Below are 20,855 nucleotides of genomic sequence, written 5' to 3'. Positions count from 1 at the left end.
CGCGGTCACTTCCCCGTGCCGAAGCCGAAGCCGCCCGCGCCCTCGACCTTGGCGCGCAGCCGCTTGCCCTTCTCGGTGGCCTGGTCGTTGAGGTCCTGGAGGAAGTCGGTCATCCGGTGCCGCAGCTCGTCGTCGTAGGCGGCGAGGATGCGGGCGGCCAGCAGACCGGCGTTGCGGGCCCCGGCGACGGACACGGTGGCGACCGGGACGCCGGCCGGCATCTGCACGATCGACAGCAGCGAGTCCATGCCGTCCAGGTACTTCAGCGGCACCGGCACGCCGATCACCGGCAGCGGGGTGACGGAGGCGAGCATGCCGGGCAGGTGGGCGGCGCCGCCCGCGCCCGCGATGATCGCCTTCAGACCGCGGTCGGCCGCCTGCTCGCCGTACGCGATCATCTCGCGCGGCATCCGGTGCGCGGAGACGACGTCGACCTCGTAGGCGATCTCGAACTCGTCGAGCGCCTTGGCGGCGCCCTCCATCACGGGCCAGTCGGAGTCCGAGCCCATGACGATGCCGACGACGGGACCAACAGCGCTCATTCGGTGATCGTGCCCTTCAGGTAGCCGGCTGCGTGGTGGGCGCGTTCCAGTACGTCGTCCAGGTCGTCGCCGTAGGTGTTGACGTGGCCGACCTTGCGGCCGGGCTTCACGTCCTTGCCGTACATGTGGATCTTGAGCTGGGGGTCGCGGGCCATGCAGTGCAGGTACGCGGAGTACATGTCCGGGTAGTCGCCGCCCAGGACGTTCGCCATGACCGTCCACTTCGCGCGCGGGCGCGGGTCGCCCAGCGGCAGGTCGAGGACGGCGCGGACGTGGTTGGCGAACTGCGAGGTGATCGCGCCGTCCATGGACCAGTGGCCGGAGTTGTGCGGGCGCATCGCCAGTTCGTTGACGAGGATGCGGCCGTCGCGGGTCTGGAACAGCTCGACGGCGAGGTGGCCGACGACGCCGAGTTCCTTGGCGATGGTCAGGGCCATCTCCTCGGCCCGCAGCGCCAGCTCCTCGGACAGGTCGGGGGCCGGGGCGATCACGGTGTCGCAGACGCCGTTGACCTGCCGCGACTCCACCACCGGGTAGGCCACGGCCTGGCCGTGCGGGGAGCGGACGACGTTGGCGGCCAGCTCGCGGACGAAGTCGACCTTCTCCTCGGCGAGCACGGGCACCCCGGCGCGGAACGGGTCGGCGGCCTCCTCGGCCGAGTCCACCACCCACACGCCCTTGCCGTCGTAACCGCCGCGGACGGTCTTGAGGACCACCGGGAAACCCTCGCCCTCGGCCGCGAACGCGGCCACGTCGGCCGGATCGGCGACGATCCGGTGCCGCGGGCAGGGCACGCCGAGCGCGTCGAGCCTCGCCCGCATCACGCCCTTGTCCTGGGCGTGCACGAGCGCGTCGGGGCCGGGGCGCACGGGGATGCCGTCCGCCTCCAGGGCCCGCAGATGCTCGGTGGGTACGTGTTCGTGATCGAAGGTGATCACATCGCAGCCCCGTGCGAACGCGCGCAGCGTGTCCAGGTCGCGGTAGTCGCCGATGACGACGTCGCTCACGACCTGTGCCGCGGAATCCTGAGGGGTGTCACTGAGGAGCTTGAACCTGATGCCGAGCGGGATGCCCGCCTCGTGTGTCATACGAGCGAGCTGGCCACCGCCGACCATGCCGACTACCGGGAACGTCACGCCCCTAGGGTATCGGCCGGGCCACCGTGGCCGGATCCCGCGCCGCCGCCCCCGCCCGGGGCCCCGCCCCGCCCGGCCCGCGGCCGGTCTCTTACCGACTCCTTCACCGTCTCTTTCCCGCCCTTTCCGGGACTCTTTCCGACCCGTTCGGGGGGTCGTGAGCGGTCCGCGGGCGCGGGCACCCGCCGCTGGTTAGCATGGCGGGGTTGACGAAACCGACCCGGACGGGGGCCTGCACGACCATGGGACATGGTTCCTCGGGACGCCGACCGGCGCCCCCGGCCTCCCCGGCGCCCCCTTCCGCCCCCGCCGAAGCCGCTGCGGCCGAGTCCGGCGGCGGGCTGCTGCGGCGGGCCGGGCGGGTCTGGCGCGAGATCGTGAAGTTCGGCGCGGTGGGCGGGGCGGGGCTGCTGGTCAACCTGCTCGTGTTCAACCTGGTACGGCACGTCACCGATCTGCCGGTGGTCCGGGCGAGCATCATCGCGACCGTCGTCTCGATCGTCTTCAACTACATCGGGTTCCGCTACTTCACCTACCGGGACCGCGACAAGAGCGGCCGCACCAAGGAACTGACGCTGTTCCTGCTGTTCAGCGCGGTCGGCCTGGTGATCGAGAACGGCGTGCTCTACCTGGCGACGTACGGCTTCGGCTGGGACACCCCGCTGCAGAGCAACGTCTTCAAGTTCCTCGGCATCGGCATCGCCACCCTGTTCCGCTTCTGGTCCTACCGCACCTGGGTCTTCCGCGCCCTGCCGGTCGCCAAGGAGAGCGGCGCGCCCGGCGGCGACCGGTCGGCCGGGAGCCGGGAGGCGGCGGCGGACGCGGAGTCGTATCTGCGGGCGCAGCCGAAGCGGCCGGAGGCGAAGAAGCAGCGGTCGAAGGCCTACCGCTGACCGGTACGGCGGCGCGGGGGCCGCGCGCCCCGCGGGCGGCGTTCCCGTACGGTCGCCGCCGCCGCACCGCCGGCAGGTCCTCCGGCGTCCGCTAGCGCACCGTCGGCAGGTCCTCCGCGGACCGCTTCAGCGGGGGCGTGCGGGAGAGGAACAGGCCGAAGACCGGCGGCTGCGCCTGGAGCAGTTCGAGCCGGCCGCCGTCCGCCTCGGCGAGGTCCCGGGCGACCGCGAGGCCGATGCCCGTGGAGTTGCGGCCGCTGATCGTGCGCTCGAAGATCCGCGCGCCCAGGTCGGCGGGGACGCCGGGCCCCTCGTCGGTGACCTCCACGACCGCCTGGTTGCCGGTGACGCGGGTGCGCAGCGCCACCGTGCCGCCGCCGTGCATGAGGGAGTTCTCGATCAGCGCGGCCAGCACCTGCGCGACCGCGCCCGGCGTGCCCACCGCCCGCAGATGCCGCTTGCCGGAGCTGACGATGGCCCGGCCGGCGCTGCGGTAGGCGGGGCGCCACTCGGCGATCTGCTGCTGGATGACCTCGTCGATGTCGAAGGTGACCGCGGAGCCGGTGCGCGGGTCGCGGGAGTTGGTCAGCAGCCGTTCCACCACGTCCGTCAGCCGCTCGACCTGGGTGAGCGCGACGTTCGCCTCCTCCTTCACCGTCTCCGGGTCGTCGGTGAGGGTGATCTCCTCCAGCCGCATGGACAGCGCGGTCAGCGGGGTGCGCAGCTGGTGGGAGGCGTCGGCGGCCAGGCGCCGTTCCGCGGTCAGCATCCGGGCGATGCGCTCGGCGGAGGAGTCCAGCACGTCGGCGACCCGGTCCAGCTCGGGGACGCCGTAGCGCTTGTGGCGGGGGCGGGGGTCGCCGGAGCCGAGGCGTTCGGCGGTCTCGGCGAGGTCGGTCAGCGGGGAGGCGAGCCGGTTGGCCTGGCGGATCGCGAGCAGCACCGCGGCGATCACCGCCAGCAGCGCCACCAGCCCGATGATCAGCAGCGTGCGGCCGACCTCGCGGGTGACGGAGGAGCGCGGCTCCTCCATGCGGACCGTCTCGCCCTGCTCGCCGGTGGCCGTGGAGTGGATGACGTCCCCGGCGGGCTTGCTGCCGACCTCGATCGGCGGGTGGCCCGGGATGCCGATGACCGCGTACTGGCCCGGGGCCACCTGGTCGCGCAGGATCGACGCGTTCACGGTCTCCGCGCCCAGCAGCCGGCTGTCCACGATGCTGGCCAGCCTGAGCGCCTCGGAGTCGACCCGCTCCTGCGCGCTGTTGCTGATCGTGCGGGTCTCCACGATCACCAGGGAGACGCCGAAGACGGCGATCACGACGAGCACCACGGCGAGCGTGGACTGGATCAGTCGACGGCGCATGACCTCTTACCTGTTGCCTGCCGGGACCCGGATCTCGGGGCCGCTCGGCCCTTGTCGCGTCAGCTCTTCTCGAAACGGAACCCGACGCCCCGCACGGTCGCGATGTACCGGGGGTTGGCCGCGTCGTCGCCGAGCTTCTTGCGCAGCCAGGAGATGTGCATGTCGAGGGTCTTGGTCGACGACCACCAGGTGGTGTCCCAGACCTCGCGCATCAGCTGGTCGCGGGTGACGACCCGGCCCGCGTCGCGCACCAGCACCCGCAGCAGGTCGAACTCCTTCGCGGTGAGCTGCAGTTCCTCGTCGCCCATCCAGGCGCGGTGCGACTCGACGTCGATGCGCACGCCGTGCGTGGCGGGCGGCTGCTGCGGCTCGGCGGAACCGCGGCGCAGCAGGGCCCGGACCCGGGCGAGCAGTTCGGCGAGCCGGAACGGCTTGGTGACGTAGTCGTCGGCGCCCGCGTCCAGGCCGACCACGGTGTCCACCTCGTCGGCGCGCGCGGTCAGGATCAGGATGGGCACGGTGTGGCCGTCGGCGCGCAGCCGGCGGGCGACCTCCAGGCCGTCCATGCCGGGCAGCCCGAGGTCCAGCACGACCAGGTCGACACCGCCCTGCATTCCGGCGTCGAGCGCGGTGGGTCCGTCCTCACGCACCTCGACCTCGTAACCTTCCCGGCGCAGAGCGCGGGCCAGCGGCTCCGAGATGGACGCGTCGTCCTCGGCGAGCAGTACACGGGTCATGGAGTGATGGTAGTCCGCCCGCGCCACCCCCCGGGGCGGTGCCGAGGTGTGATCGAATCCGGCCACTCTTACCTTGCGGCCCGGCGGCGGGACGCTGTCGCGACGGTGGGTACACGGTGGGTGCGAACCCTCCACGAACCGTCCACCGCGTCCGGTCGGCACCACCGAGGTAAAGGTGCGATCCTTGAAAACACCTTCGAAACCGGGTGTGCGGTTCCATCGCTTCCTGTGATCCGCGTCTCAAGTCCTTCCATATCCGGCAGTGTCCTGCCGTATGGTGAGCTGAACGCCTGTAGCACGCAGCGGACCTTTGGCGCTCATCCGACGCCGAGGGTCCCTTTTGCGTGCGGGCCGGTTCTTTCCGGCCTCGAAAGGAATGACCTAGGGCCGGGCCTCGCTGGACGCATCGTCGCGTTGCGAGGCGTGGATCCCGGTGGCCGCCGTCCGTCGCTCCGCAACCCGGGGCGTACTCCCCTGGGCGTGGGGTGGACGACAGGTCCCGCCGGTGCCGGCCAGCCCCCCACCGGGCGCGCGAACCGCTCGTCGAAGCGCGCGTCCCGACCAGCAAGGAACGACCATGGCGTCCAGCCTGACGAAGGACTCGGTCCGACCGGGCACCCCCGGTTCCGAGAAGACCTTCTTCGGCCACCCCCGCGGCCTGGCCACACTCTTCATGACCGAGATGTGGGAGCGCTTCTCCTACTACGGCATGAGGGCCCTGCTCCCGCTGTATCTGGTGGCCCCGGGTGGGCTGCACATGAACGCGGCCACCGCGACCGCGATCTACTCGGTGTACCTCTCGCTGGTGTACCTGCTCGCCCTGCCGGGCGGCTGGTTCGCCGACCGGGTCCTCGGTCCACGCAAGACGGTCGCCGTCGCGGGCGCGATCATCATGCTGGGCCATCTGACGCTGGCCCTGCCGTGGTCGGGCAGCTTCTTCGGCGGCCTCGGCCTCGTCGCCATCGGCTCGGGCCTGCTGAAGGCCAACATCTCCACGATGGTGGGCCACCTGTACAAGGGCGCGGACGACCCGCGCCGTGACGGCGGCTTCACGCTCTTCTACATCGGCATCAACCTGGGCGCCTTCGCCGCGCCGCTGACCATCGGCACCGTCGGCGAGCACGTGAACTGGCACTTCGGCTTCGCGCTCGCCGCGCTCGGCATGGCGCTGGGTCTCGCGCAGTTCCTGCTCGGCTCCCGTCACCTGGACGCCCGCTCGGACGTCGTCCCGACGCCGCTGTCGGAGCAGGAGAAGCGGGCCACGCTGACCAAGGCCGCCCTGTGGGCGGGCGTCGCGGTCGTCTTCTACGCGATCGTCGGCTTCTCCGGCGTCTACACCCTGAACTGGCTGCTGGTCCCGATCACCGTCGCCGGTCTGATCATCCCGGTCCTGGTCATCGCCCGGATCAAGCGGGACAAGGAGCTGTCCCGCGCCGACCAGTCGAAGATGAGCGCCTACATCTGGTTCTTCGTCGCCGCGGCCGTGTTCTGGATGATCTACGACCAGGGCGGTTCGACCGTGTCGCTGTTCGCCGAGTCCTCGGCGAAGAACACGATCTTCGGCTGGGACTTCCCGGTCTCCTGGTACCAGTCGGTCAACCCGGTCCTGATCATGGCGCTGGCCCCGGTGTTCGCCTGGGCGTGGCTGGCGCTCGCCCGGCGCGGCAAGGAGCCGAGCACCGCGGTGAAGTTCGCGATGGGCCTGGTGCTCATCGGTGCGTCGTTCTTCCTCTTCCTGGCCCCGCTGGCGATCGCCGACGGCGGTCACAAGGCGGCCGCGCTGTGGCTGGTGGCGATCTACTTCGTCCAGACCGTCGGTGAGCTGACGCTCTCCCCGGTCGGCCTGTCGGTCACCACGAAGATGGCGCCCGCGAAGTACGCCTCCCAGATGATGGGCGTCTGGTTCCTGGCCGTCACCGCCGGTGACGCCACGACCGGTCTGCTCTCCATCGCCGGCGTCGACCTCAACAAGACGGGCATCGTGACCCTGGAGGCCGTCCTCGCCGTCATCGCCGGTGTGGCGGTGTGGATGTACCGCAGCAAGGTCAAGCAGCTCATGGGCGACGTCCGCTGACGCGACCCCCGGCCGCACGGCCACTTCTTCACTGGTTTTTTTCCGGAGGGCCACCGCACTCCCCTGACGGGGGGTGGGGTGGCCCTCCGGGCGTTCACAGCGCACGCGGATGGGGGGTGGCCTGGGGCCGCCTCGGCAACGGGCGGCGGCGTATGCGGGCCATTGCACGGGGCCGCGCGTGGGCGGGGGGCTGGGCAGCGCGCAGCGCGCCGGGCGGTGCCTGGGCCGGGAAGCGCGCAGCGCGCCGGGCGCGGGGCGTCTCGGCAGCGGGCGACGGCCTACGCAGGCCCCGTGCACGGGCCGTGTGGGGGCGGGGCTGGGAAGCGCACCGGGCGGGGCGGTGGGGGCCGGGAAGCGCGCAGCGCGACGGGCGGTCGGACCGGACCGGCAGCCCAGCCGGGGCGGTCCCGCCGGGCGGGGGACCGCAGCCCGCACCGCGCCGGGCAGCGATGGGCCGGGAAGCGCGCACCGCGACGGGCGGTGCGTGGGCCGGAGAACGTGCAGCGCGCCGGGCCGTGGTGGGCCGGCGCGCTGGGAGCGGCGGGGCGGGGAGTGTCGTGGAGGCGCCCGGAGGGTTATGCCGGGGCGCCCAGTTCCGCCCAGACCTTCTTGCCGGACGTGCCCGGGACGCGGACGACGCCCCAGTCCAGGCACAGGCGCTGGACGATGAACATGCCGTGGCCGCCGGGGCGGCCGGCGCGGTGCGGGGTGCGCGGGGCGGGCTGGCCGGCGCCGCGGTCGGCGACCTCGATGCGGATCACCTTGTTGTCGCAGGTGAGCTCCAGCTCCTCCGGCCCCTCGGCGTGCAAGCACGCGTTGGTGACCAGCTCGGAGACGACGAGGAGCACGTCCTCGGCGGCCGCCCGCTGGTCGGCGCTCTCGGCGGGCAGCCAGCCCCAGGCGTGCAGCGCCTGGCGGGTGAAGTCGCGGGCGAGCGGCACGACGCCGCTCTCGCCGTCGAAGCTCAGCCTGCGGACCTGACGACCCGCCGACGGGGCCGCCGGCGCAGCCGTCGCACCTCCTGCGGACGCCCCGTCCGCCGGTGCGCCCCCCTCGGAACCCCCGGAAGCGCCGCTGGGCTCCGGGCCGCGGTCGCCCGGCGAGTAAGGCCGGGTGGTGCTCATCAGCGCTTCACCTCACCGATTCACCAGTCACGATTCAGAAGTCACTACACACGTACATCGCGTACGTCCCCATACACGCCGTCCAGCCCCTCGCCGGCTCCCGGTCCGGGCGACCGATCCGTTCGGCCGGTCCGCGCGACCGGTCCGTCCAGGATGTCTCCTGCCCGACCGTTCCGGCGGAACACCCCCGTTTTCCGGCCCCCCGGGCGTGACACCAGGGACAGCCGGGCCCAAAGGCGCCGATGCGTATGGATACGTACAGGACACGTCGTCTGCTCGGCGGCCGGCTCAGCCGGTCTCTTCGGCCAGCGCGTCCTCCAGCGTGTCGTGCACGCTGAAGACGGCGTCCGCCCCGGTGATCTCGAACACCCGGGCCACCACCGGCAGCATTCCGGCGAGATGGACGCCTCCCCCGGCCGCCTCCGCCTTCAGCCGCGCCCCCAGCAGCACGTTCAGCCCCGTGGAGTCGCAGAACTCCAGGCGTGAACAGTCCACCACCAGGCGCGAGCGCCCCTTCTCGAGGCACTCCTCGAGCGGCTCGCGCAGCAGATCGGCCGTGTGGTGGTCCAGCTCCCCCGCAGGGGTCACGACGGCACTCGAACCTTCCTGCCGTACCTCCACCAGAAGCCGGCCCGACTGTGCACTGCCGACCGTCCCGCGGTCCATGCCGTCTCTCTCTCCCGGGGTCTTGGCTGCTGACTGACGCCCTCGCACACTACGCCTTCCCGCAGCGCTCCGACACCCGAACAACCGCACACAAACGGACATACTTCCACAGAACGCACTTGCGGCGGCACTGGGAAAGCGGGTAGGGCTAGTAGAGACACGCACCCGACACGGCCGGCTTTGGAGGCGCCGCACACCGCAGTGCACGAACTGGCTTCGGCAGCCATATGCCGAGAACGATGGAGGACATCATGTCATCCCGGCTCGACGCCTCGCACACCCCGAGGGCGACGTCGACACCCACTCCGGTCCGCCTGGAGCCGATCGGCGCCAAGGACGCAGCAGAGGACGCCCTGGCCGGGCTTCCCGACATCCCCCCGTACGACGAGGTGGCCCCGGACGACGCCCGGGCCCTGTCCAAGTCCCTCTTCGAGCGGCTGGAGTCCCTCGAAGAAGGCACGCACGAACACGCCTACGTCCGCAACACCCTCGTCGAACTCAACCTCGCCCTGGTCAAGTTCGCCGCCTCCCGCTTCCGCTCCCGCAGCGAGCCGATGGAGGACATCATCCAGGTCGGCACGATCGGCCTGATCAAGGCGATCGACCGGTTCGAACTCTCGCGTGGGGTCGAGTTCCCCACCTTCGCGATGCCAACCATCATCGGCGAGATCAAGCGCTTCTTCCGCGACACCTCGTGGTCCGTGCGGGTCCCGCGCCGGCTCCAGGAGCTGCGGCTGGACCTGGCCAAGGCCGGTGACGAGCTGGCGCAGCGGCTGGACCGCGCCCCCACCGTGTCGGAGCTGGCCGAGCACCTCGGTCTGTCCGCCGAAGAGGTGGTCGAGGGCATGGCGGCGTCGAACGCGTACACCGCCTCGTCGCTGGACGCGCAGCCCGAGGAGAACGAGTCGGAGGGCGCCCTCGCGGACCGCATCGGCTACGAGGACCACGGGATCGAGGGCATCGAGTACGTCGAGTCGCTGAAGCCGCTCATCGCCGAGCTTCCCTCCCGGGACCGCAAGATCCTGTCCCTGAGGTTCGTCGCCAACATGACCCAGTCGGAGATCGGCGAGGAGCTGGGCATCTCCCAGATGCACGTCTCCCGGCTGCTGTCGCGCACCCTGGTCCGCCTGCGCAAGGGCCTCACGGTCGTGGAATGACCGTCGCCGGCCCGGCCCCTCCCTCCTGGGCCGGGCCGGCGACGGTACGGGCTGCGGGCCGGTGACGGTACAGGCTGCGGGCCGGTGACGGTACAGGCTGCGGGCCCGTGACGGTGTGCGCTGGGGGCCGGTGCCGCGCCGACGCGAGCGGCCGTGCCGGGCCGCGCCGCCGGTACGGCGTGACCGCCTCAGGGCGGCGCGCGGGACGGCTCAGACCTCGCGCACGCCCCGCCGCCACACCTGGGAGACCAGGGGCACGCCCGGCCGGTAGGCCAGGTGCACGTGGCTGGGCGCGTCCAGGACGAGCAGGTCGGCGCGGGCGCCGGGGGCGAGGCGGCCGACGTCGTCGCGCCGCAGCGCCGCAGCGCCGCCGGCCGTGGCCGACCAGACCGCCTCGTCCGGCGTCATCCCCATGTCCCGCACCGCCAGCGCGATACAGAACGGCACGGACGACGTGAACGACGAGCCGGGGTTGCAGTCGGTGGACAGCGCGACGGTGACGCCCGCGTCCAGCAGCCGCCGGGCGTCGGGCCAGGCGGCCCGGGTGGAGAACTCCGCGCCGGGCAGCAGCGTGGCCACCGTGCGGCCGCTCGCCAGCGCGTCCACGTCCGCGTCGGTGAGGTGGGTGCAGTGGTCGGCGCTGGCCGCGTCGAGTTCGACGGCGAGCTGCACGCCGGGGCCGTAGGAGAGCTGGTTGGCGTGGATGCGCGGGGTGAGGCCCCTGGCCCGGCCCGCGGTGAGGATCGCGCGTGCCTGGTCGCCGTCGAAGGCGCCCTTCTCGCAGAACACGTCGATCCAGCGGGCGTGCGGGGCGCAGGCCTCCAGCATCTCCCCGGTGACCAGCTCCACGTAGGCGGCCGGGTCCTCGGCGTAGTCCGGGGGGACGATGTGCGCGCCGAGGTAGGTGACCTCGTCGGTGTGCCGGGCGGCGATGGCGAGGGCGCGGGCCTCGTCGGCGACGGTGAGGCCGTAGCCGGACTTCGTCTCGAACGTGGTGGTGCCCTGGCGCAGGGCCTCGGCGAGGTAGCGGACGAGACCCGCCTCCAGTTCCCCGTCACTCGCGGCGCGGGTGGCGGCGACCGTGGTGCGGATGCCGCCGGCGCTGTAGGCCCGGCCGGACATGCGGGCGTTGAACTCCTCGGTGCGGTCGCCCGCGAACACCAGGTGGGAGTGGGAGTCCACGAACCCCGGCAGCACCGCCCGGCCGCCCGCGTCGACCCGGTTGTCAGTGGCGGGTGCTTTGCTTGACTCACCGGTCCACACGACACGGTCGCCCTCGATGACGACGGCCGCGTCCCGGACCAGTCCGAGCGGGGAACCGTCGCCGAGGGAGGGATCGTTGGTGACGAGCGTGGCGATGTTCGTGATGACCGTGCTGGCGGCCGTTTCCGTGCTGCTCATGGCGTCCTCGGGGGTGGCGGTGGGGGTCAGCCGTGCAGGGCTTCGACGGCGGCCGTCAGGGCCCGCGGCACATCGGGCACGAGGGTGTGCGCCCCGTCGCGCACGACGTGCCGCCCGCCCACGACCGTATGCCGTACGTCCGCCGCGCTCGCCGCGAATACGGCCGTCTCGGCGCCGAGCCGGGGCGCCGGTCCCGCGGTTCTGACCGAGTCCAGCGCGACGGTCGTGAAGTCGGCGAGCGCGCCGGGGACGAGGCTGCCCGCGTCGTCCCAGCCGAGGGCCGCGTGGCCGTCGGCGGTGGCGGCCCGCAGCAGGGCGGCGGCCGTCCAGTGGCCGCGGGTGCGGGTGCGCAGCCGCTCGTTCAGCTCCATGGCGCGGGCCTCTTCGAACAGGTCGATGACGGCGTGGCTGTCGGAGCCGAGGGAGAGGGGCGAGCCGGCGCGCTGGAGGGCGGGCGCGGGCCCGATGCCGTCGGCCAGGTCCCGTTCGGTGGTCGGGCACATGCAGGTGCCGGTTCCGGAGCCGCCGAGCAGGGCGATGTCCTCGTCGGTGAGGTGGGTGTTGTGCACGCCGGTGGTGCGCGGGCCGAGGACGCCGTGGTCGGCCAGGAGCCGGGTGGGGGTGCGGCCGTGGGCGGCGAGGCAGGCGTCGTTCTCGGCGGTCTGCTCCGACAGGTGCACGTGCAGCGGGGCCCGCCGTTCCTCCGCCCAGGCCGCCACGGTGGCCAGTTGTGCGGCGGGCACGGCCCGCACCGAGTGGATCGCGGCGCCGATCCGTGCGTGATCGCGTTCCTTGAGAACTGAAGAGCGTTCGGCCCAGGCCTCGGCGGTGCCGTCGGAGAAGCGCAGTTGGTGGTGGTCGGGCGCCTCGCCGAAACCGGCGGACAGGTAGCAGGTGTCGAGGAGGGTGATGCGCACGCCCGCCTCGGCGGCGGCCTCGATCAGGGCCTCGCCCATCGCGTTCGGGTCGGCGTAGCGGGCGCCGCCGGGGGCGTGGTGGACGTAGTGGAACTCGCCGACGGTGGTGATTCCCGCGAGGGCCATCTCGGCGTAGGTCGCACGGGCGAGCGAAAAGTAGCTGTCCGGGGTGAGCTTGTCCGCAATCGCGTACATGACGTCACGCCAGGCCCAGAATGAATCGGGCGCCCGCTCGCTGCCTCCGCTGCTTGGTCCCGGCCACTGCGGGGGTGTTCCCGTGCCGGAGCCGACCTGGACGGTGCCGCGAAGAGCGCGGTGGAAGGCATGCGAGTGTGCGTTCGCCAGTCCCGGCAGGGTCAGGCCCCGCAAGGGCTCGGCGCCGGGCGGCGGGGTGGGCGTGCCCGTGCGGACGGCGGTGATCCGGCCGTCCGCCACGTCCACGGCGACGCCCGGCTCGACGTGGGTGCCGAGCCAGGCGTGTTCCAGCCAGTACGTCCGTGTCCGGCCGGTGGTGGTCACGGCGCGCTCGGTGGTGGTCACGTGCAGGCCAGTCCTTCCAGTACGTCGGCGAGGGCGCGCACCCCGGCCACGCAGTCGTCCTCGGCGGCGGACTCGGCCGGGGAGTGCGAGACGCCGGTGGGGTTGCGCACGAACAGCATGGCGGTCGGCACGCGCGCGGACAGGATTCCCGCGTCGTGTCCGGCGCCGGTGCCGAGGACGGGCACGGTCAGCTCGGTGTCCTTGCCGAGGATGCGGGCCAGTTCGTCGCGCAGGGCGTGGTCGAACTCGACCACGGGCGTGAACGACTCGCGCACCACGTCGAGGTCGACGCCGTGGGCGGCGGCGTACTCGCGGGCCGCCTTCTCGATGCCGGTGACCACCGTGTCCAGGCGGTGCTGGTCGGCGGCGCGGGAGTCGAGCCAGCCGCGCACCAGGGAGGGGATGGCGTTGACGCCGTTGGGCTCGACGGCGATCTTGCCGAAGGTGGCGACGGCGCCGGCGAGTTCGGCCTCGCGGCGGGCGGCGAGCACCGTCTCGGCGTACGACAGCATCGGGTCGCGGCGGTCGGCGAGCCGGGTGGTGCCGGCGTGGTTGGCCTCGCCGCGGAAGTCGAACCGCCAGCGGCCGTGCGGCCAGATCGCGCTGGCCACGCCGACCGCGTCGCCGGTGAGGTCCAGGGCTCGGCCCTGCTCGACGTGGAGTTCGACGAACGCGCCGATGCGGGCGAGGCGTTCGGGGTCGGGGCCGATGGCGTCGGGGTCGTACCCGGCGGCCTCCATGGCCTTCGGCAGGGTGATGCCGTCGCCGTCGGTGAGGCGGTGCGCGTCCTCGACGGTCAGCGCCCCGGCGGTCAGCCGGGATCCGACGCAGGCGAGGCCGAACCGGGCGCCCTCCTCGTCGCCGAAGTTGACGATCGCCAGCGGCCGGGTGAACCGCGCTCCCCCGCGGCGCAGTTCGTCCAGGGCCGCGAAGGCGGACACCACGCCGAGGGGGCCGTCGAAGGCGCCGCCGTCGGGCACGGAGTCGAGGTGCGAGCCGGTGACGACGGCGTTCCCGGCGGCAAGGTCGCCGAGCCAGGCCCACTGGTTGCCGTTGCGGTCCGTCTCGTAGGCCAGTCCGCGCGCGCGGGCCTGGTCCTCGAACCAGGCGCGGCACTCGGCGTCGGCGCCGGTCCAGGCGTAGCGGCGGTATCCGCCGGAGGCGGAGCTGCGGCCGACCGGCAGCAGCTCCGCCCACATGCTGTGGAAGCTCACGCCCCGTCACCCTCGCGCATGGGGACGCGCACGTCGCGCTCGGCCGCCACCGACTCGGCGATGTCGTACCCGGCGTCCACGTGCCGGATGACGCCCATGCCGGGGTCGTTGGTGAGGACCCGGCGGATCTTCTCGCCGGCGAGCGCGGTGCCGTCGGCGACGGTGACCTGCCCGGCGTGGATGGAGCGGCCCATGCCGACGCCGCCGCCGTGGTGGAGGGAGACCCAGGAGGCGCCGGAGGCGACGTTCACCATGGCGTTGAGCAGCGGCCAGTCGGCGATGGCGTCGGAGCCGTCGAGCATGGCCTCGGTCTCCCGGTACGGGGAGGCGACGGAGCCGCAGTCGAGGTGGTCGCGGCCGATGACGATCGGCGCGGCCAGCTCGCCGCTCGCGACCATGTCGTTGAAGCGCTCGCCGGCCTTGTCGCGCTCGCCGTAGCCGAGCCAGCAGATACGGGCGGGCAGGCCCTGGAAGTGGACGCGCTCACCGGCCAGCTTGATCCAGCGGGCCAGGGACTCGTTCTCCGGGAAGAGGTCCAGGATCGCCTTGTCGGTCTTGGCGATGTCGGACGCCTCGCCCGACAGGGCGGCCCAGCGGAAGGGGCCCTTGCCCTCGCAGAACAGCGGGCGGATGTAGGCGGGGACGAAGCCGGGGAAGGCGAACGCCCGGTCGTACCCGGCGAGCTGGGCCTCGCCGCGGATGGAGTTGCCGTAGTCGAAGACCTCGGCGCCGGCGTCCTGGAAGCCGACCATCGCCTCCACGTGCTTGGCCATGGACTCGCGGGCGCGGGTGGTGAAGCCGGCCGGGTCCTTGGCGGCGGCGTCGGCCATGTCGTCGAAGTCGACGCCGAGCGGCAGGTAGGACAGCGGGTCGTGGGCGGAGGTCTGGTCGGTAACGATGTCGATGGGCGCGCCCATGGCGAGCAGCTGCGGGACCAGTTCGGCGGCGTTGCCGAGGACGCCGATGGACAGCGGCCTGCGCTGGTCGCGGGCCTCGGTGGCGAGCTGGAGCGCGTGGTCGAGGGAGTCGGCCTTCACGTCGAGGTAGCGGTGCTCGATGCGGCGGTCGATGGCGCGCGGGTCGCAGTCGACGCAGATCGCGACGCCGTCGTTCATCGTCACGGCCAGCGGCTGCGCGCCGCCCATGCCGCCGAGGCCGGCGGTGAGGGTGATCGTCCCGGCGAGGGTGCCGCCGAACTTCTTCGCGGCGACGGCGGCGAAGGTCTCGTAGGTGCCCTGGAGGATGCCCTGGGTGCCGATGTAGATCCAGGACCCGGCGGTCATCTGGCCGTACATGGTCAGGCCGAGGGCCTCCAGGCGGCGGAACTCCTCCCAGTTGGCCCAGTCGCCGACGAGGTTGGAGTTGGCGAGCAGGACGCGCGGCGCCCACTCGTGGGTCTGCATCACGCCGACCGGGCGGCCGGACTGGACGAGCATCGTCTCGTCGGCCTTGAGGGTCTTCAGGGTGCGGACCATGGCGTCGAAGGAGCGCCAGTCGCGGGCGGCCTTGCCGGTGCCGCCGTAGACGACGAGCTTGTCGGGGTGCTCGGCGACCTCGGGGTCCAGGTTGTTCTGGAGCATCCGCAGCGCGGCCTCCTGCTGCCATCCCAGGGCGCTCAGTTCCGTACCGCGCGGCGCTTGGACGGGGCGGGGTCCTGACATGGGCTGCCTCCTGGCGGTTGCTCCCGAGGGATTGTTGCGTCTTCTATTCACATCCTGACGTGATGAATAGAGCTAGTCAACACGTTCGGGGGCGGGAGGCAGGCGGGGGTGAGGGGTGAGGGCGGGTGCCGTACGGGTTTTGAGCCCACGCCCCGGGGTGCGGAAGACAGGGAGGGGGGTGGCGCGGAAGACGGGGAGGGGGCGTACGGGGGCGCGCTCACCACCCCCCGCGCAGCAGTGCGCCCCCGAGGGCGGCGAGCACGGCCAAGGCCCGGCGCAACTGGTGCGAAAACCCGGTCAGTCGACCCACGTTAGCCCCTCGGTCGCATGTTCCACCGGAAAATGCCGTAACCCTCACCGCCCCCGTGCACCGTGCGTAGCGTCTGCATCACTCAGCCGAACCCCAGGCGGGAGGGGAACAACGGTGCCCGGAATCGACGAGTGCCTACTGGAAGCCATGCGGCTGCCCGGAGCCAGAGGCGCCGCGCTGGTCGACTGGACGAGCGGACTGGCCCTGGGCGCCGTCGGGGAGTCCCCGGGCGGCGACCACGAGACCACCGCGGCGGAGGCGGCCGAACTGGCCCGGCTCGCCGCCGAGCACGGCGCGTTCGCCGCCACCGACGACCCCGGCGGCGAGCGACCCCCGGTGGAGGACCTGATCGTCAGCAACCGCGACAGCTACCACCTGCTGCGGTTCGTGGACACGTCCTTCGACAGCAGCGTGTTCCTGCACCTGTGGCTGACCCGCGCGGAGGGCAACCTCGCCCTGGCCCGGATACGCCTGGGCGAGATGGCCGAGCGGCTGGTGCTGGGATGACCGTGGTCGACCTCCCTCCCCCGCTGCCCGTACGGGACAAGGCGACCGCCGTCGAGCGGGCCTGGGGCGGCGTCTCGCCGATGCTGACCCGGCTCGCCGCCGAGCGGGCCACCGGCGTCCTGGTCCGCGAGGGCGGCGCCCTCCACCTCGACGGGGGCCTGGTGACGTACGCCGAGAGCCCGCTGGCGCTCGGGCTGGACGCGCTGCTCACCGCGCACGGCACCGTGCGGGGCGAGGTCTGGCGCGAGGCCCTGTCCCGGGCCGACGAACACCGGGGCGTCGCGCGGTTCCTGCTGAGCGGCGGTCATCTGGCCGAGGGGGCGCTGCAGTTGTGCCACCTGGCCGCGCTCTACGACGCCGCGTACTTCGCGCTCGCCCCGAGCAGCACCCCGGGCCGGTTCCGTTACGGCGTCGGGCACCGCCTCGGCGCCGTCGTGCCGGTGCCGGTCGCCGCCCTGGAGCGCGAGACGCTGCGCCGCCGGGACCTGCTGCACCGCATCTGGCCCGACCCGCGGCCCGACCAGGCGCCGCTGGTGCGCACGCGCACCGCCGCCGCGCCCCGGCTCACCGGCCGCCAGCAGAGCCTGCTGGACCGGATCGACGGCACCCGCACCGCCGCCGATCTGGCCCGGGAGCTGGGCCGGCAGGCGTTCCACACGCTGGTGGACGTACGCCGTCTGGCCGCGGCGGGCCTGATAGCGCCCCGCCCCTCCCCCGAACCGCCGTCGCCGCCCACCGCGCCGGGCGCCGCGTCCGCCGCCTACGGCGTCCCGGGCCCCGTACCGCCACCGCCGGGCGCGGCCGGGCTGCCGCCGCCCGGTCTCGCCGACCCGCCGCCGCCCGACATCGCCGAGCGGCTCGCGCACACCACCGACCCCCACATCACGCTGCTGAAGAGGCTCAGGGATGCGCTGGAGGCCCTTTGAGAGGAGACACCGGATGGCAGCCGAGCCCGAGATCCTGGAGGAGCTGCGCAGGCTGAGAGCCCGCGTCCCACAGCTCACCGGCGCTCTCGCCGCGAGCGTCGACGGCCTCGTACTGGCCCACGACACCCCCGGCGTGGAGGCCGAGAGCCTGGCCGCGCTGACCGCGACGGCGCTCGGCGTGTCCGTGCGCATGACGGACGTGACCGGCCAGGGCGACCTGCGCGAACTGCTCGTGCGCGGCGTGCACGGCTACGTCGCCACCTACGCGGCCGGCCGCACCGCCGTGCTGACGCTGCTCGCCGAGGACCGCGTCAACGTCGGCCGCCTCCACCTGGAGGGCCGGCGGGCCGGCGCGCGCATCGGCGAACTCGTCGACGCCGAAGCCACGGCCCGCGGCGCCGGCCGCACGCCCGCGCGGGCGGCGCGACCGGCCGCCGCCCCGCGTCCCGCCCCGCCGGCCACTCCGCCGGCCGCCGCGTCGGCGCGGACCAGGCCGCCCCTCGTGCCCCGCACCACGGGCACCGCCCCGGGCGCGGGCGCGCCCACCGCCACCGAAACCTGACGAGAACCCGCGGACCCGCGGACCCGAGAAACCCGAGAACCCGCGGATCCAAGAACCCGAGAACCCGAGAACCAAGGAGAACCGCCATGGCCAACACCGAGACCTGCCTGAAGGAAGCCCTCGCCTCCATCGAGGGTGCGACCGGAGTCGCCCTCGTCGACTACACCAGCGGCATGGCGCTGGGCACGATGGGCGGCAGCAAGACCTTCGACCTGAACGTCGCCGCCGCCGGCAACACCGACGTCGTACGGGCCAAGATGCGCACCATGGAGCACCTCGGCCTCAAGGGCGAGATCGAGGACATCCTGATCACCCTGTCCGACCAGTACCACCTGATCCGGCTGATCAGCGGGCGCGGCGGCAACGGCCTCTTCCTCTACCTGGTGCTGGACGCCAAACGGTCCAACCTGGCGATGGCCCGCCACCAGCTGAAGCGGATCGAACAGGATCTGGAGGTCTGACCCGTGAGACCCCGCCCGTCGCGGCCCCCGCGAGCCCGGGATGACCCGGGCGAGAAGCCCTAGCTAGACCAGTGCCGCGGTGCGGCGGCGTGCCCCGCCCGGGGCCGCGTCGCCGGCCGCCGGGCCGGTGCTGCGGTAGCCCTTGACCGCGGGTCCCGCGGGACGCCCGCCGCGCTTGCCGAGCCAGTCGACCCGCACCCACAGGAGTGCGTCGGCGGCCCGTTCCAGCCGCCCGAGCCAGGCGGCCTTCAGCCGCAGCCCCGTCCCGGCGCCGGCCAGCAGCAGTCCGGCGGCCGCGGGCGCGGCGAAGGAGCTGCCGAGCGCGGCCAGGAAGGCCAGCAGCAGCCACCAGCGGTGTCCGCGCCGCCACACCCGCAGGCTCACCGCGCGGTCCTGGAGCACGTCGTGCCGGCCGGCGCGGACGGCGCCCTCGGCGAGGCGCCGGTAGCGGCGGCGTCCGGTGCGGGCCACGACGGCGGCGGTCAGCAGGAACAGCGCCGCGCCCGCCAGGACGCCGATCCGGCGCCCGGTCAGCCCCGGCACGGCCAGTCCGATCCCCGCCGCGCACACCCCCAGCCACCACATCGGCGCCGCCCCGGCCCGTACGACGACGGCCACCCGGGCCAGTCCCTGACCTCCGCGTCCTGCGCGTGCCACGTGCTGCCTCCCTCGTGCCCGGCACACTTCCATCCGGGCGGGCAGGCTAGCGAGCGTTCCTGAGACGAGTCTGAGAGCGGCCCTACGACCGCCGTCCCTTGGTCCTCAGTCCACGAACAGGCCCCGGGCCGCCGCCGCCGCGTCGAACTCCTCCAGACGGGCCTGGGCGTCCGGCAGGTCGTCGCACATGGCCTCCAGCAGCACCCGGCCGAGCAGCATCGGCGCGCAGGCGGTGTCGAAGGCGAGGCCGGTGCCGACGGCCGCGGGCAGCAGCAGGTCGGAGTGCTTGGCGACGGGGGCGAAGGCGGAGTCGGCGACCGTGACGACCCTCAGGCCCGCCCCGCGCGCGTAGGCGAGGGTGTCCACGACCTCGCGCGGATGCCGGGGCAGCGCGAAGCACAGCAGCGCCGACGCGCCCGCCCGGACCGCGCCGTCGATGCGGTCCTCGATCATCGTGCCGCCCTCGTTGAGCAGCCGTACGTCCGGGTGGACCTTGGCGGCGAAGTACGCGAAGCCGTACGCCTGGGAGGCCGCGGCCCGCAGCCCCAGCACCGGCAGCGGCCGGGAGGCGGCCAGCAGCCGGCCCGCCCGCCGCACCGGACGCGGATCGGCGAGCGCCTGCGCCAGGTGCCGCAGGTTCTCGATCTCGGCCTCGACGGCCTGCTGGTACTCGTTGTACGACTCCGGTCCGCCGGCCGGTTCGGCGGGCGCGACCTCCCGCAGGTGGCGGCGGAGCGCCGGGTAGCCGTCGAAGCCGAGGGCGACCGCGAAGCGGGTCACCGACGGCTGGCTCACCCCGGCCAGCTCGGCCAGCTCCACGCTGGACAGGAACGGCACGTCGGCGGCGCGGCGCACCATGCTGTGCGCGATGCGCCGCTGGGTCGGCGTGAGCCGGTGCCCCTCGAAGAGCGCCTGCAGTCGTGCGGCAGGGCTGTCGGTCACGCTCATGCCGTGCTCCCCCTCCAGAAGTCGTCGACGACCCGGGAGAGTACTCCCCGACCAGTTCCTATTCAGACACCAAGAACTCTGCATGACGTCATACAGAGCGGGCAAGGCCAGGCAACGGATCGGCCAAGTGCGGCCGCCGCTGCGTGGTGTGCGCCGGCGCGCGTGCTACTCGTGGTGCGACGCGGTTCGCACCACCCCGGCGAACGGCGTCCGGGCCCCCGACCGCGGGGCCCTCGGACGGCCACCGCCGTCGGCGCGCCGACCCCGCAGCCATGCGACGCCGACGGCGGTGGCACCGTCCTCCCTAAGGGGGCGGGCCCGTCCCCTAGGGGCCGCCCCCGGCCGAAGTCGGGGGCTTTCCCCAATGCGCCGGGGCGGCCCCGGTCCCTAGCCTGGGACGCATGACCGGAATGGACGCGCGCGACACCGACCTGAAGAAGGAGCTCGACGCCACGCTGCGGGTTCGCGGGGAGCTGGGCGAGGAGTACGAGTCCGCGCTGGTCGACTCGTTCCTGGAGAAGGTCGATCAGCGCATCGACGGCACCGTGGAGCGGCGGGTGCGGCAGCAGCTGGCCGAGCGGCAGCTGACGGTGGCGCGCAGCGCGCGGACGCCGAGGCCCACCGACTCCTGGGGGGAGCGGTTCGGCTTCGGCGTCGTCTCGCTGGTGCTGGCGGTCCCGCTGTCGGCGATCGGCGCCGGGACCGCCCATCTTCCGGGCCTGCTCGTGGCCTGGACCGGGATCGTGGGCGTCAACGCCGTCCAGGCGGCCCGCGCCAACCCCGGTCTGTTCGGCGGCCGCCGTCGCCGCCGCGAGGCCGCGAAGGACGACGCCTGGGAGGAGTGAGGCGCGGTCGGGGCAGGGGGCTGAGGTCAGCTCATGACCGACCCGGCGCCGGCCCGCCACGGAGGCTTCCCGGTGCGAGACCAGGCGAAGCCGGTCCCGCACCGGGAAGCCCGGAGGACGGCGGGAAGCCCGAAGCAAGCTGGCCCGCCCGCACCGGAGGGAGCCGGGCGAAGGCCGGGCGAAGGCCGGGCGAAGGCCGGGCGAAGGCCGGGCG

Annotated in this window: 20 protein-coding genes; 8 read left to right on the top strand and 12 right to left on the bottom strand. The window is 73.3% G+C overall.

Going from position 1 to position 20,855, the window contains the following annotated elements:
• Positions 1 to 5 precede the first annotated feature (5 nt).
• Both purE and K7787_RS28690 read right to left on the bottom strand, forming a co-directional pair.
• Positions 6 to 542: a 5-(carboxyamino)imidazole ribonucleotide mutase gene (gene purE / locus K7787_RS28695; RefSeq protein WP_223003431.1), complete on the bottom strand. Its 537-nt coding sequence runs from the start codon at positions 540 to 542 to the stop codon at positions 6 to 8.
• Positions 539 to 1,678 carry a 5-(carboxyamino)imidazole ribonucleotide synthase gene (locus K7787_RS28690; protein WP_027758406.1) on the bottom strand — a complete coding sequence of 380 codons (1,140 nt, stop codon included), beginning with the start codon at positions 1,676 to 1,678 and terminating at the stop codon, positions 539 to 541. The genes purE and K7787_RS28690 overlap by 4 nt, the downstream gene beginning before the upstream one ends.
• A gap of 242 nt (positions 1,679 to 1,920) precedes the next feature.
• Between K7787_RS28690 and K7787_RS28685 the strand changes: the two genes are divergently transcribed.
• Entirely contained in the window at positions 1,921 to 2,571 is a 651-nt protein-coding gene (locus K7787_RS28685; RefSeq protein ID WP_223003437.1) for a GtrA family protein, read from the top strand.
• 91 nt (positions 2,572 to 2,662) lie between these two features.
• Here the strand turns inward: K7787_RS28685 and K7787_RS28680 are convergent, their stop codons facing one another.
• Together K7787_RS28680 and K7787_RS28675 are read right to left on the bottom strand one after the other, a co-directional pair.
• A complete protein-coding gene (locus K7787_RS28680; RefSeq protein WP_009188989.1) occupies positions 2,663 to 3,934 on the bottom strand; it encodes a sensor histidine kinase in 1,272 nt (423 codons plus the stop codon).
• 59 nt (positions 3,935 to 3,993) lie between these two features.
• On the bottom strand, positions 3,994 to 4,671 hold the full coding sequence (locus K7787_RS28675; protein ID WP_019983855.1) for a response regulator transcription factor: 678 nt from the start codon (positions 4,669 to 4,671) through the stop codon (positions 3,994 to 3,996).
• A 577-nt stretch (positions 4,672 to 5,248) separates the two neighbouring features.
• On the opposite strand from K7787_RS28675, the gene K7787_RS28670 reads away from it, so the two are divergent.
• Positions 5,249 to 6,745, top strand: coding sequence for an oligopeptide:H+ symporter (locus K7787_RS28670; RefSeq protein ID WP_009188992.1), 1,497 nt, complete (start codon positions 5,249 to 5,251; stop codon positions 6,743 to 6,745).
• Positions 6,746 to 7,320: 575 nt separating this feature from the next.
• On the opposite strand, the gene K7787_RS28665 is transcribed toward K7787_RS28670, so the two are convergent.
• Both K7787_RS28665 and K7787_RS28660 read right to left on the bottom strand, forming a co-directional pair.
• On the bottom strand, positions 7,321 to 7,869 hold the full coding sequence (locus tag K7787_RS28665; RefSeq protein ID WP_027758407.1) for an ATP-binding protein: 549 nt from the start codon (positions 7,867 to 7,869) through the stop codon (positions 7,321 to 7,323).
• 288 nt (positions 7,870 to 8,157) lie between these two features.
• Positions 8,158 to 8,535, bottom strand: a complete 378-nt coding sequence (locus tag K7787_RS28660) for an STAS domain-containing protein (protein ID WP_009188994.1) — start codon at positions 8,533 to 8,535, stop codon at positions 8,158 to 8,160.
• Positions 8,536 to 8,786: 251 nt separating this feature from the next.
• On the opposite strand from K7787_RS28660, the gene K7787_RS28655 reads away from it, so the two are divergent.
• The gene (locus K7787_RS28655; protein WP_027758408.1) at positions 8,787 to 9,692 is read left to right on the top strand and encodes an RNA polymerase sigma factor SigF; all 906 of its coding nucleotides are present in this window, start codon (positions 8,787 to 8,789) and stop codon (positions 9,690 to 9,692) included.
• Positions 9,693 to 9,902: 210 nt separating this feature from the next.
• Here the strand turns inward: K7787_RS28655 and hutI are convergent, their stop codons facing one another.
• The 4 genes from hutI to hutU are packed head-to-tail and all read right to left on the bottom strand — an operon-like array spanning position 9,903 to position 15,425.
• Positions 9,903 to 11,093, bottom strand: coding sequence for an imidazolonepropionase (hutI, locus tag K7787_RS28650; protein WP_223003430.1), 1,191 nt, complete (start codon positions 11,091 to 11,093; stop codon positions 9,903 to 9,905).
• A 26-nt stretch (positions 11,094 to 11,119) separates the two neighbouring features.
• Positions 11,120 to 12,550, bottom strand: a complete 1,431-nt coding sequence (locus K7787_RS28645) for a formimidoylglutamate deiminase (RefSeq protein ID WP_308036490.1) — start codon at positions 12,548 to 12,550, stop codon at positions 11,120 to 11,122.
• On the bottom strand, positions 12,547 to 13,764 hold the full coding sequence (locus K7787_RS28640) for an allantoate amidohydrolase (RefSeq protein ID WP_223003429.1): 1,218 nt from the start codon (positions 13,762 to 13,764) through the stop codon (positions 12,547 to 12,549). Before K7787_RS28640 ends, K7787_RS28645 begins: the two co-directional genes overlap by 4 nt.
• Positions 13,761 to 15,425 carry a urocanate hydratase gene (gene hutU / locus K7787_RS28635; protein WP_164392346.1) on the bottom strand — a complete coding sequence of 555 codons (1,665 nt, stop codon included), beginning with the start codon at positions 15,423 to 15,425 and terminating at the stop codon, positions 13,761 to 13,763. Before hutU ends, K7787_RS28640 begins: the two co-directional genes overlap by 4 nt.
• A 424-nt stretch (positions 15,426 to 15,849) precedes the next feature.
• Between hutU and K7787_RS28630 the strand changes: the two genes are divergently transcribed.
• The 4 genes from K7787_RS28630 to K7787_RS28615 all read left to right on the top strand — a co-directional run bounded on the left by K7787_RS28630 (position 15,850) and on the right by K7787_RS28615 (position 18,191).
• A complete protein-coding gene (locus K7787_RS28630) occupies positions 15,850 to 16,242 on the top strand; it encodes a hypothetical protein (protein WP_009189001.1) in 393 nt (130 codons plus the stop codon).
• Positions 16,239 to 17,168, top strand: a complete 930-nt coding sequence (locus tag K7787_RS28625; protein ID WP_223003428.1) for a hypothetical protein — start codon at positions 16,239 to 16,241, stop codon at positions 17,166 to 17,168. The genes K7787_RS28630 and K7787_RS28625 overlap by 4 nt, the downstream gene beginning before the upstream one ends.
• 13 nt (positions 17,169 to 17,181) lie before the next feature.
• Complete coding sequence (locus K7787_RS28620) at positions 17,182 to 17,730, top strand: roadblock/LC7 domain-containing protein (RefSeq protein ID WP_043260917.1); 549 nt, start codon at positions 17,182 to 17,184, stop codon at positions 17,728 to 17,730.
• 86 nt (positions 17,731 to 17,816) lie between these two features.
• Positions 17,817 to 18,191: a roadblock/LC7 domain-containing protein gene (locus K7787_RS28615; protein ID WP_009189004.1), complete on the top strand. Its 375-nt coding sequence runs from the start codon at positions 17,817 to 17,819 to the stop codon at positions 18,189 to 18,191.
• Positions 18,192 to 18,254: 63 nt separating this feature from the next.
• On the opposite strand, the gene K7787_RS28610 is transcribed toward K7787_RS28615, so the two are convergent.
• Complete coding sequence (locus K7787_RS28610; RefSeq protein ID WP_009189005.1) at positions 18,255 to 18,848, bottom strand: hypothetical protein; 594 nt, start codon at positions 18,846 to 18,848, stop codon at positions 18,255 to 18,257.
• A 105-nt stretch (positions 18,849 to 18,953) separates the two neighbouring features.
• On the bottom strand, positions 18,954 to 19,796 hold the full coding sequence (locus K7787_RS28605) for a MurR/RpiR family transcriptional regulator (RefSeq protein WP_019983866.1): 843 nt from the start codon (positions 19,794 to 19,796) through the stop codon (positions 18,954 to 18,956).
• Positions 19,797 to 20,206: 410 nt separating this feature from the next.
• Here K7787_RS28605 and K7787_RS28600 point away from each other — a divergent pair, with 410 nt between their 5' ends.
• Positions 20,207 to 20,641 carry a hypothetical protein gene (locus tag K7787_RS28600; RefSeq protein ID WP_223003435.1) on the top strand — a complete coding sequence of 145 codons (435 nt, stop codon included), beginning with the start codon at positions 20,207 to 20,209 and terminating at the stop codon, positions 20,639 to 20,641.
• Positions 20,642 to 20,855: the final 214 nt, after the last annotated feature.

This window comes from Streptomyces sennicomposti (assembly GCF_019890635.1).
In the GTDB taxonomy this organism is placed as follows: domain Bacteria; phylum Actinomycetota; class Actinomycetes; order Streptomycetales; family Streptomycetaceae; genus Streptomyces; species Streptomyces sennicomposti.
The sequence above is the reverse complement of the archived record's forward strand: the minus strand, read 5'-3'. Positions and strand labels throughout refer to the sequence as shown.

What these genes read in the sequence shown, in the direction of transcription:
- K7787_RS28680 (WP_009188989.1), bottom strand. Translation starts at nt 3,934, where the DNA reads ATGCGCCGTCGACTGATCCAGTCCACGCTCGCCGTGGTGCTCGTCGTG.
- K7787_RS28615 (WP_009189004.1), top strand. Translation starts at nt 17,817, where the DNA reads ATGGCCAACACCGAGACCTGCCTGAAGGAAGCCCTCGCCTCCATCGAG.
- K7787_RS28675 (WP_019983855.1), bottom strand. Translation starts at nt 4,671, where the DNA reads ATGACCCGTGTACTGCTCGCCGAGGACGACGCGTCCATCTCGGAGCCG.
- K7787_RS28685 (WP_223003437.1), top strand. Translation starts at nt 1,921, where the DNA reads ATGGGACATGGTTCCTCGGGACGCCGACCGGCGCCCCCGGCCTCCCCG.
- K7787_RS28625 (WP_223003428.1), top strand. Translation starts at nt 16,239, where the DNA reads ATGACCGTGGTCGACCTCCCTCCCCCGCTGCCCGTACGGGACAAGGCG.
- K7787_RS28620 (WP_043260917.1), top strand. Translation starts at nt 17,182, where the DNA reads ATGGCAGCCGAGCCCGAGATCCTGGAGGAGCTGCGCAGGCTGAGAGCC.
- K7787_RS28670 (WP_009188992.1), top strand. Translation starts at nt 5,249, where the DNA reads ATGGCGTCCAGCCTGACGAAGGACTCGGTCCGACCGGGCACCCCCGGT.
- purE (WP_223003431.1), bottom strand. Translation starts at nt 542, where the DNA reads ATGAGCGCTGTTGGTCCCGTCGTCGGCATCGTCATGGGCTCGGACTCC.
- K7787_RS28655 (WP_027758408.1), top strand. Translation starts at nt 8,787, where the DNA reads ATGTCATCCCGGCTCGACGCCTCGCACACCCCGAGGGCGACGTCGACA.
- hutU (WP_164392346.1), bottom strand. Translation starts at nt 15,425, where the DNA reads ATGTCAGGACCCCGCCCCGTCCAAGCGCCGCGCGGTACGGAACTGAGC.
- hutI (WP_223003430.1), bottom strand. Translation starts at nt 11,093, where the DNA reads ATGAGCAGCACGGAAACGGCCGCCAGCACGGTCATCACGAACATCGCC.
- K7787_RS28665 (WP_027758407.1), bottom strand. Translation starts at nt 7,869, where the DNA reads ATGAGCACCACCCGGCCTTACTCGCCGGGCGACCGCGGCCCGGAGCCC.
- K7787_RS28600 (WP_223003435.1), top strand. Translation starts at nt 20,207, where the DNA reads ATGGACGCGCGCGACACCGACCTGAAGAAGGAGCTCGACGCCACGCTG.
- K7787_RS28605 (WP_019983866.1), bottom strand. Translation starts at nt 19,796, where the DNA reads ATGAGCGTGACCGACAGCCCTGCCGCACGACTGCAGGCGCTCTTCGAG.
- K7787_RS28660 (WP_009188994.1), bottom strand. Translation starts at nt 8,535, where the DNA reads ATGGACCGCGGGACGGTCGGCAGTGCACAGTCGGGCCGGCTTCTGGTG.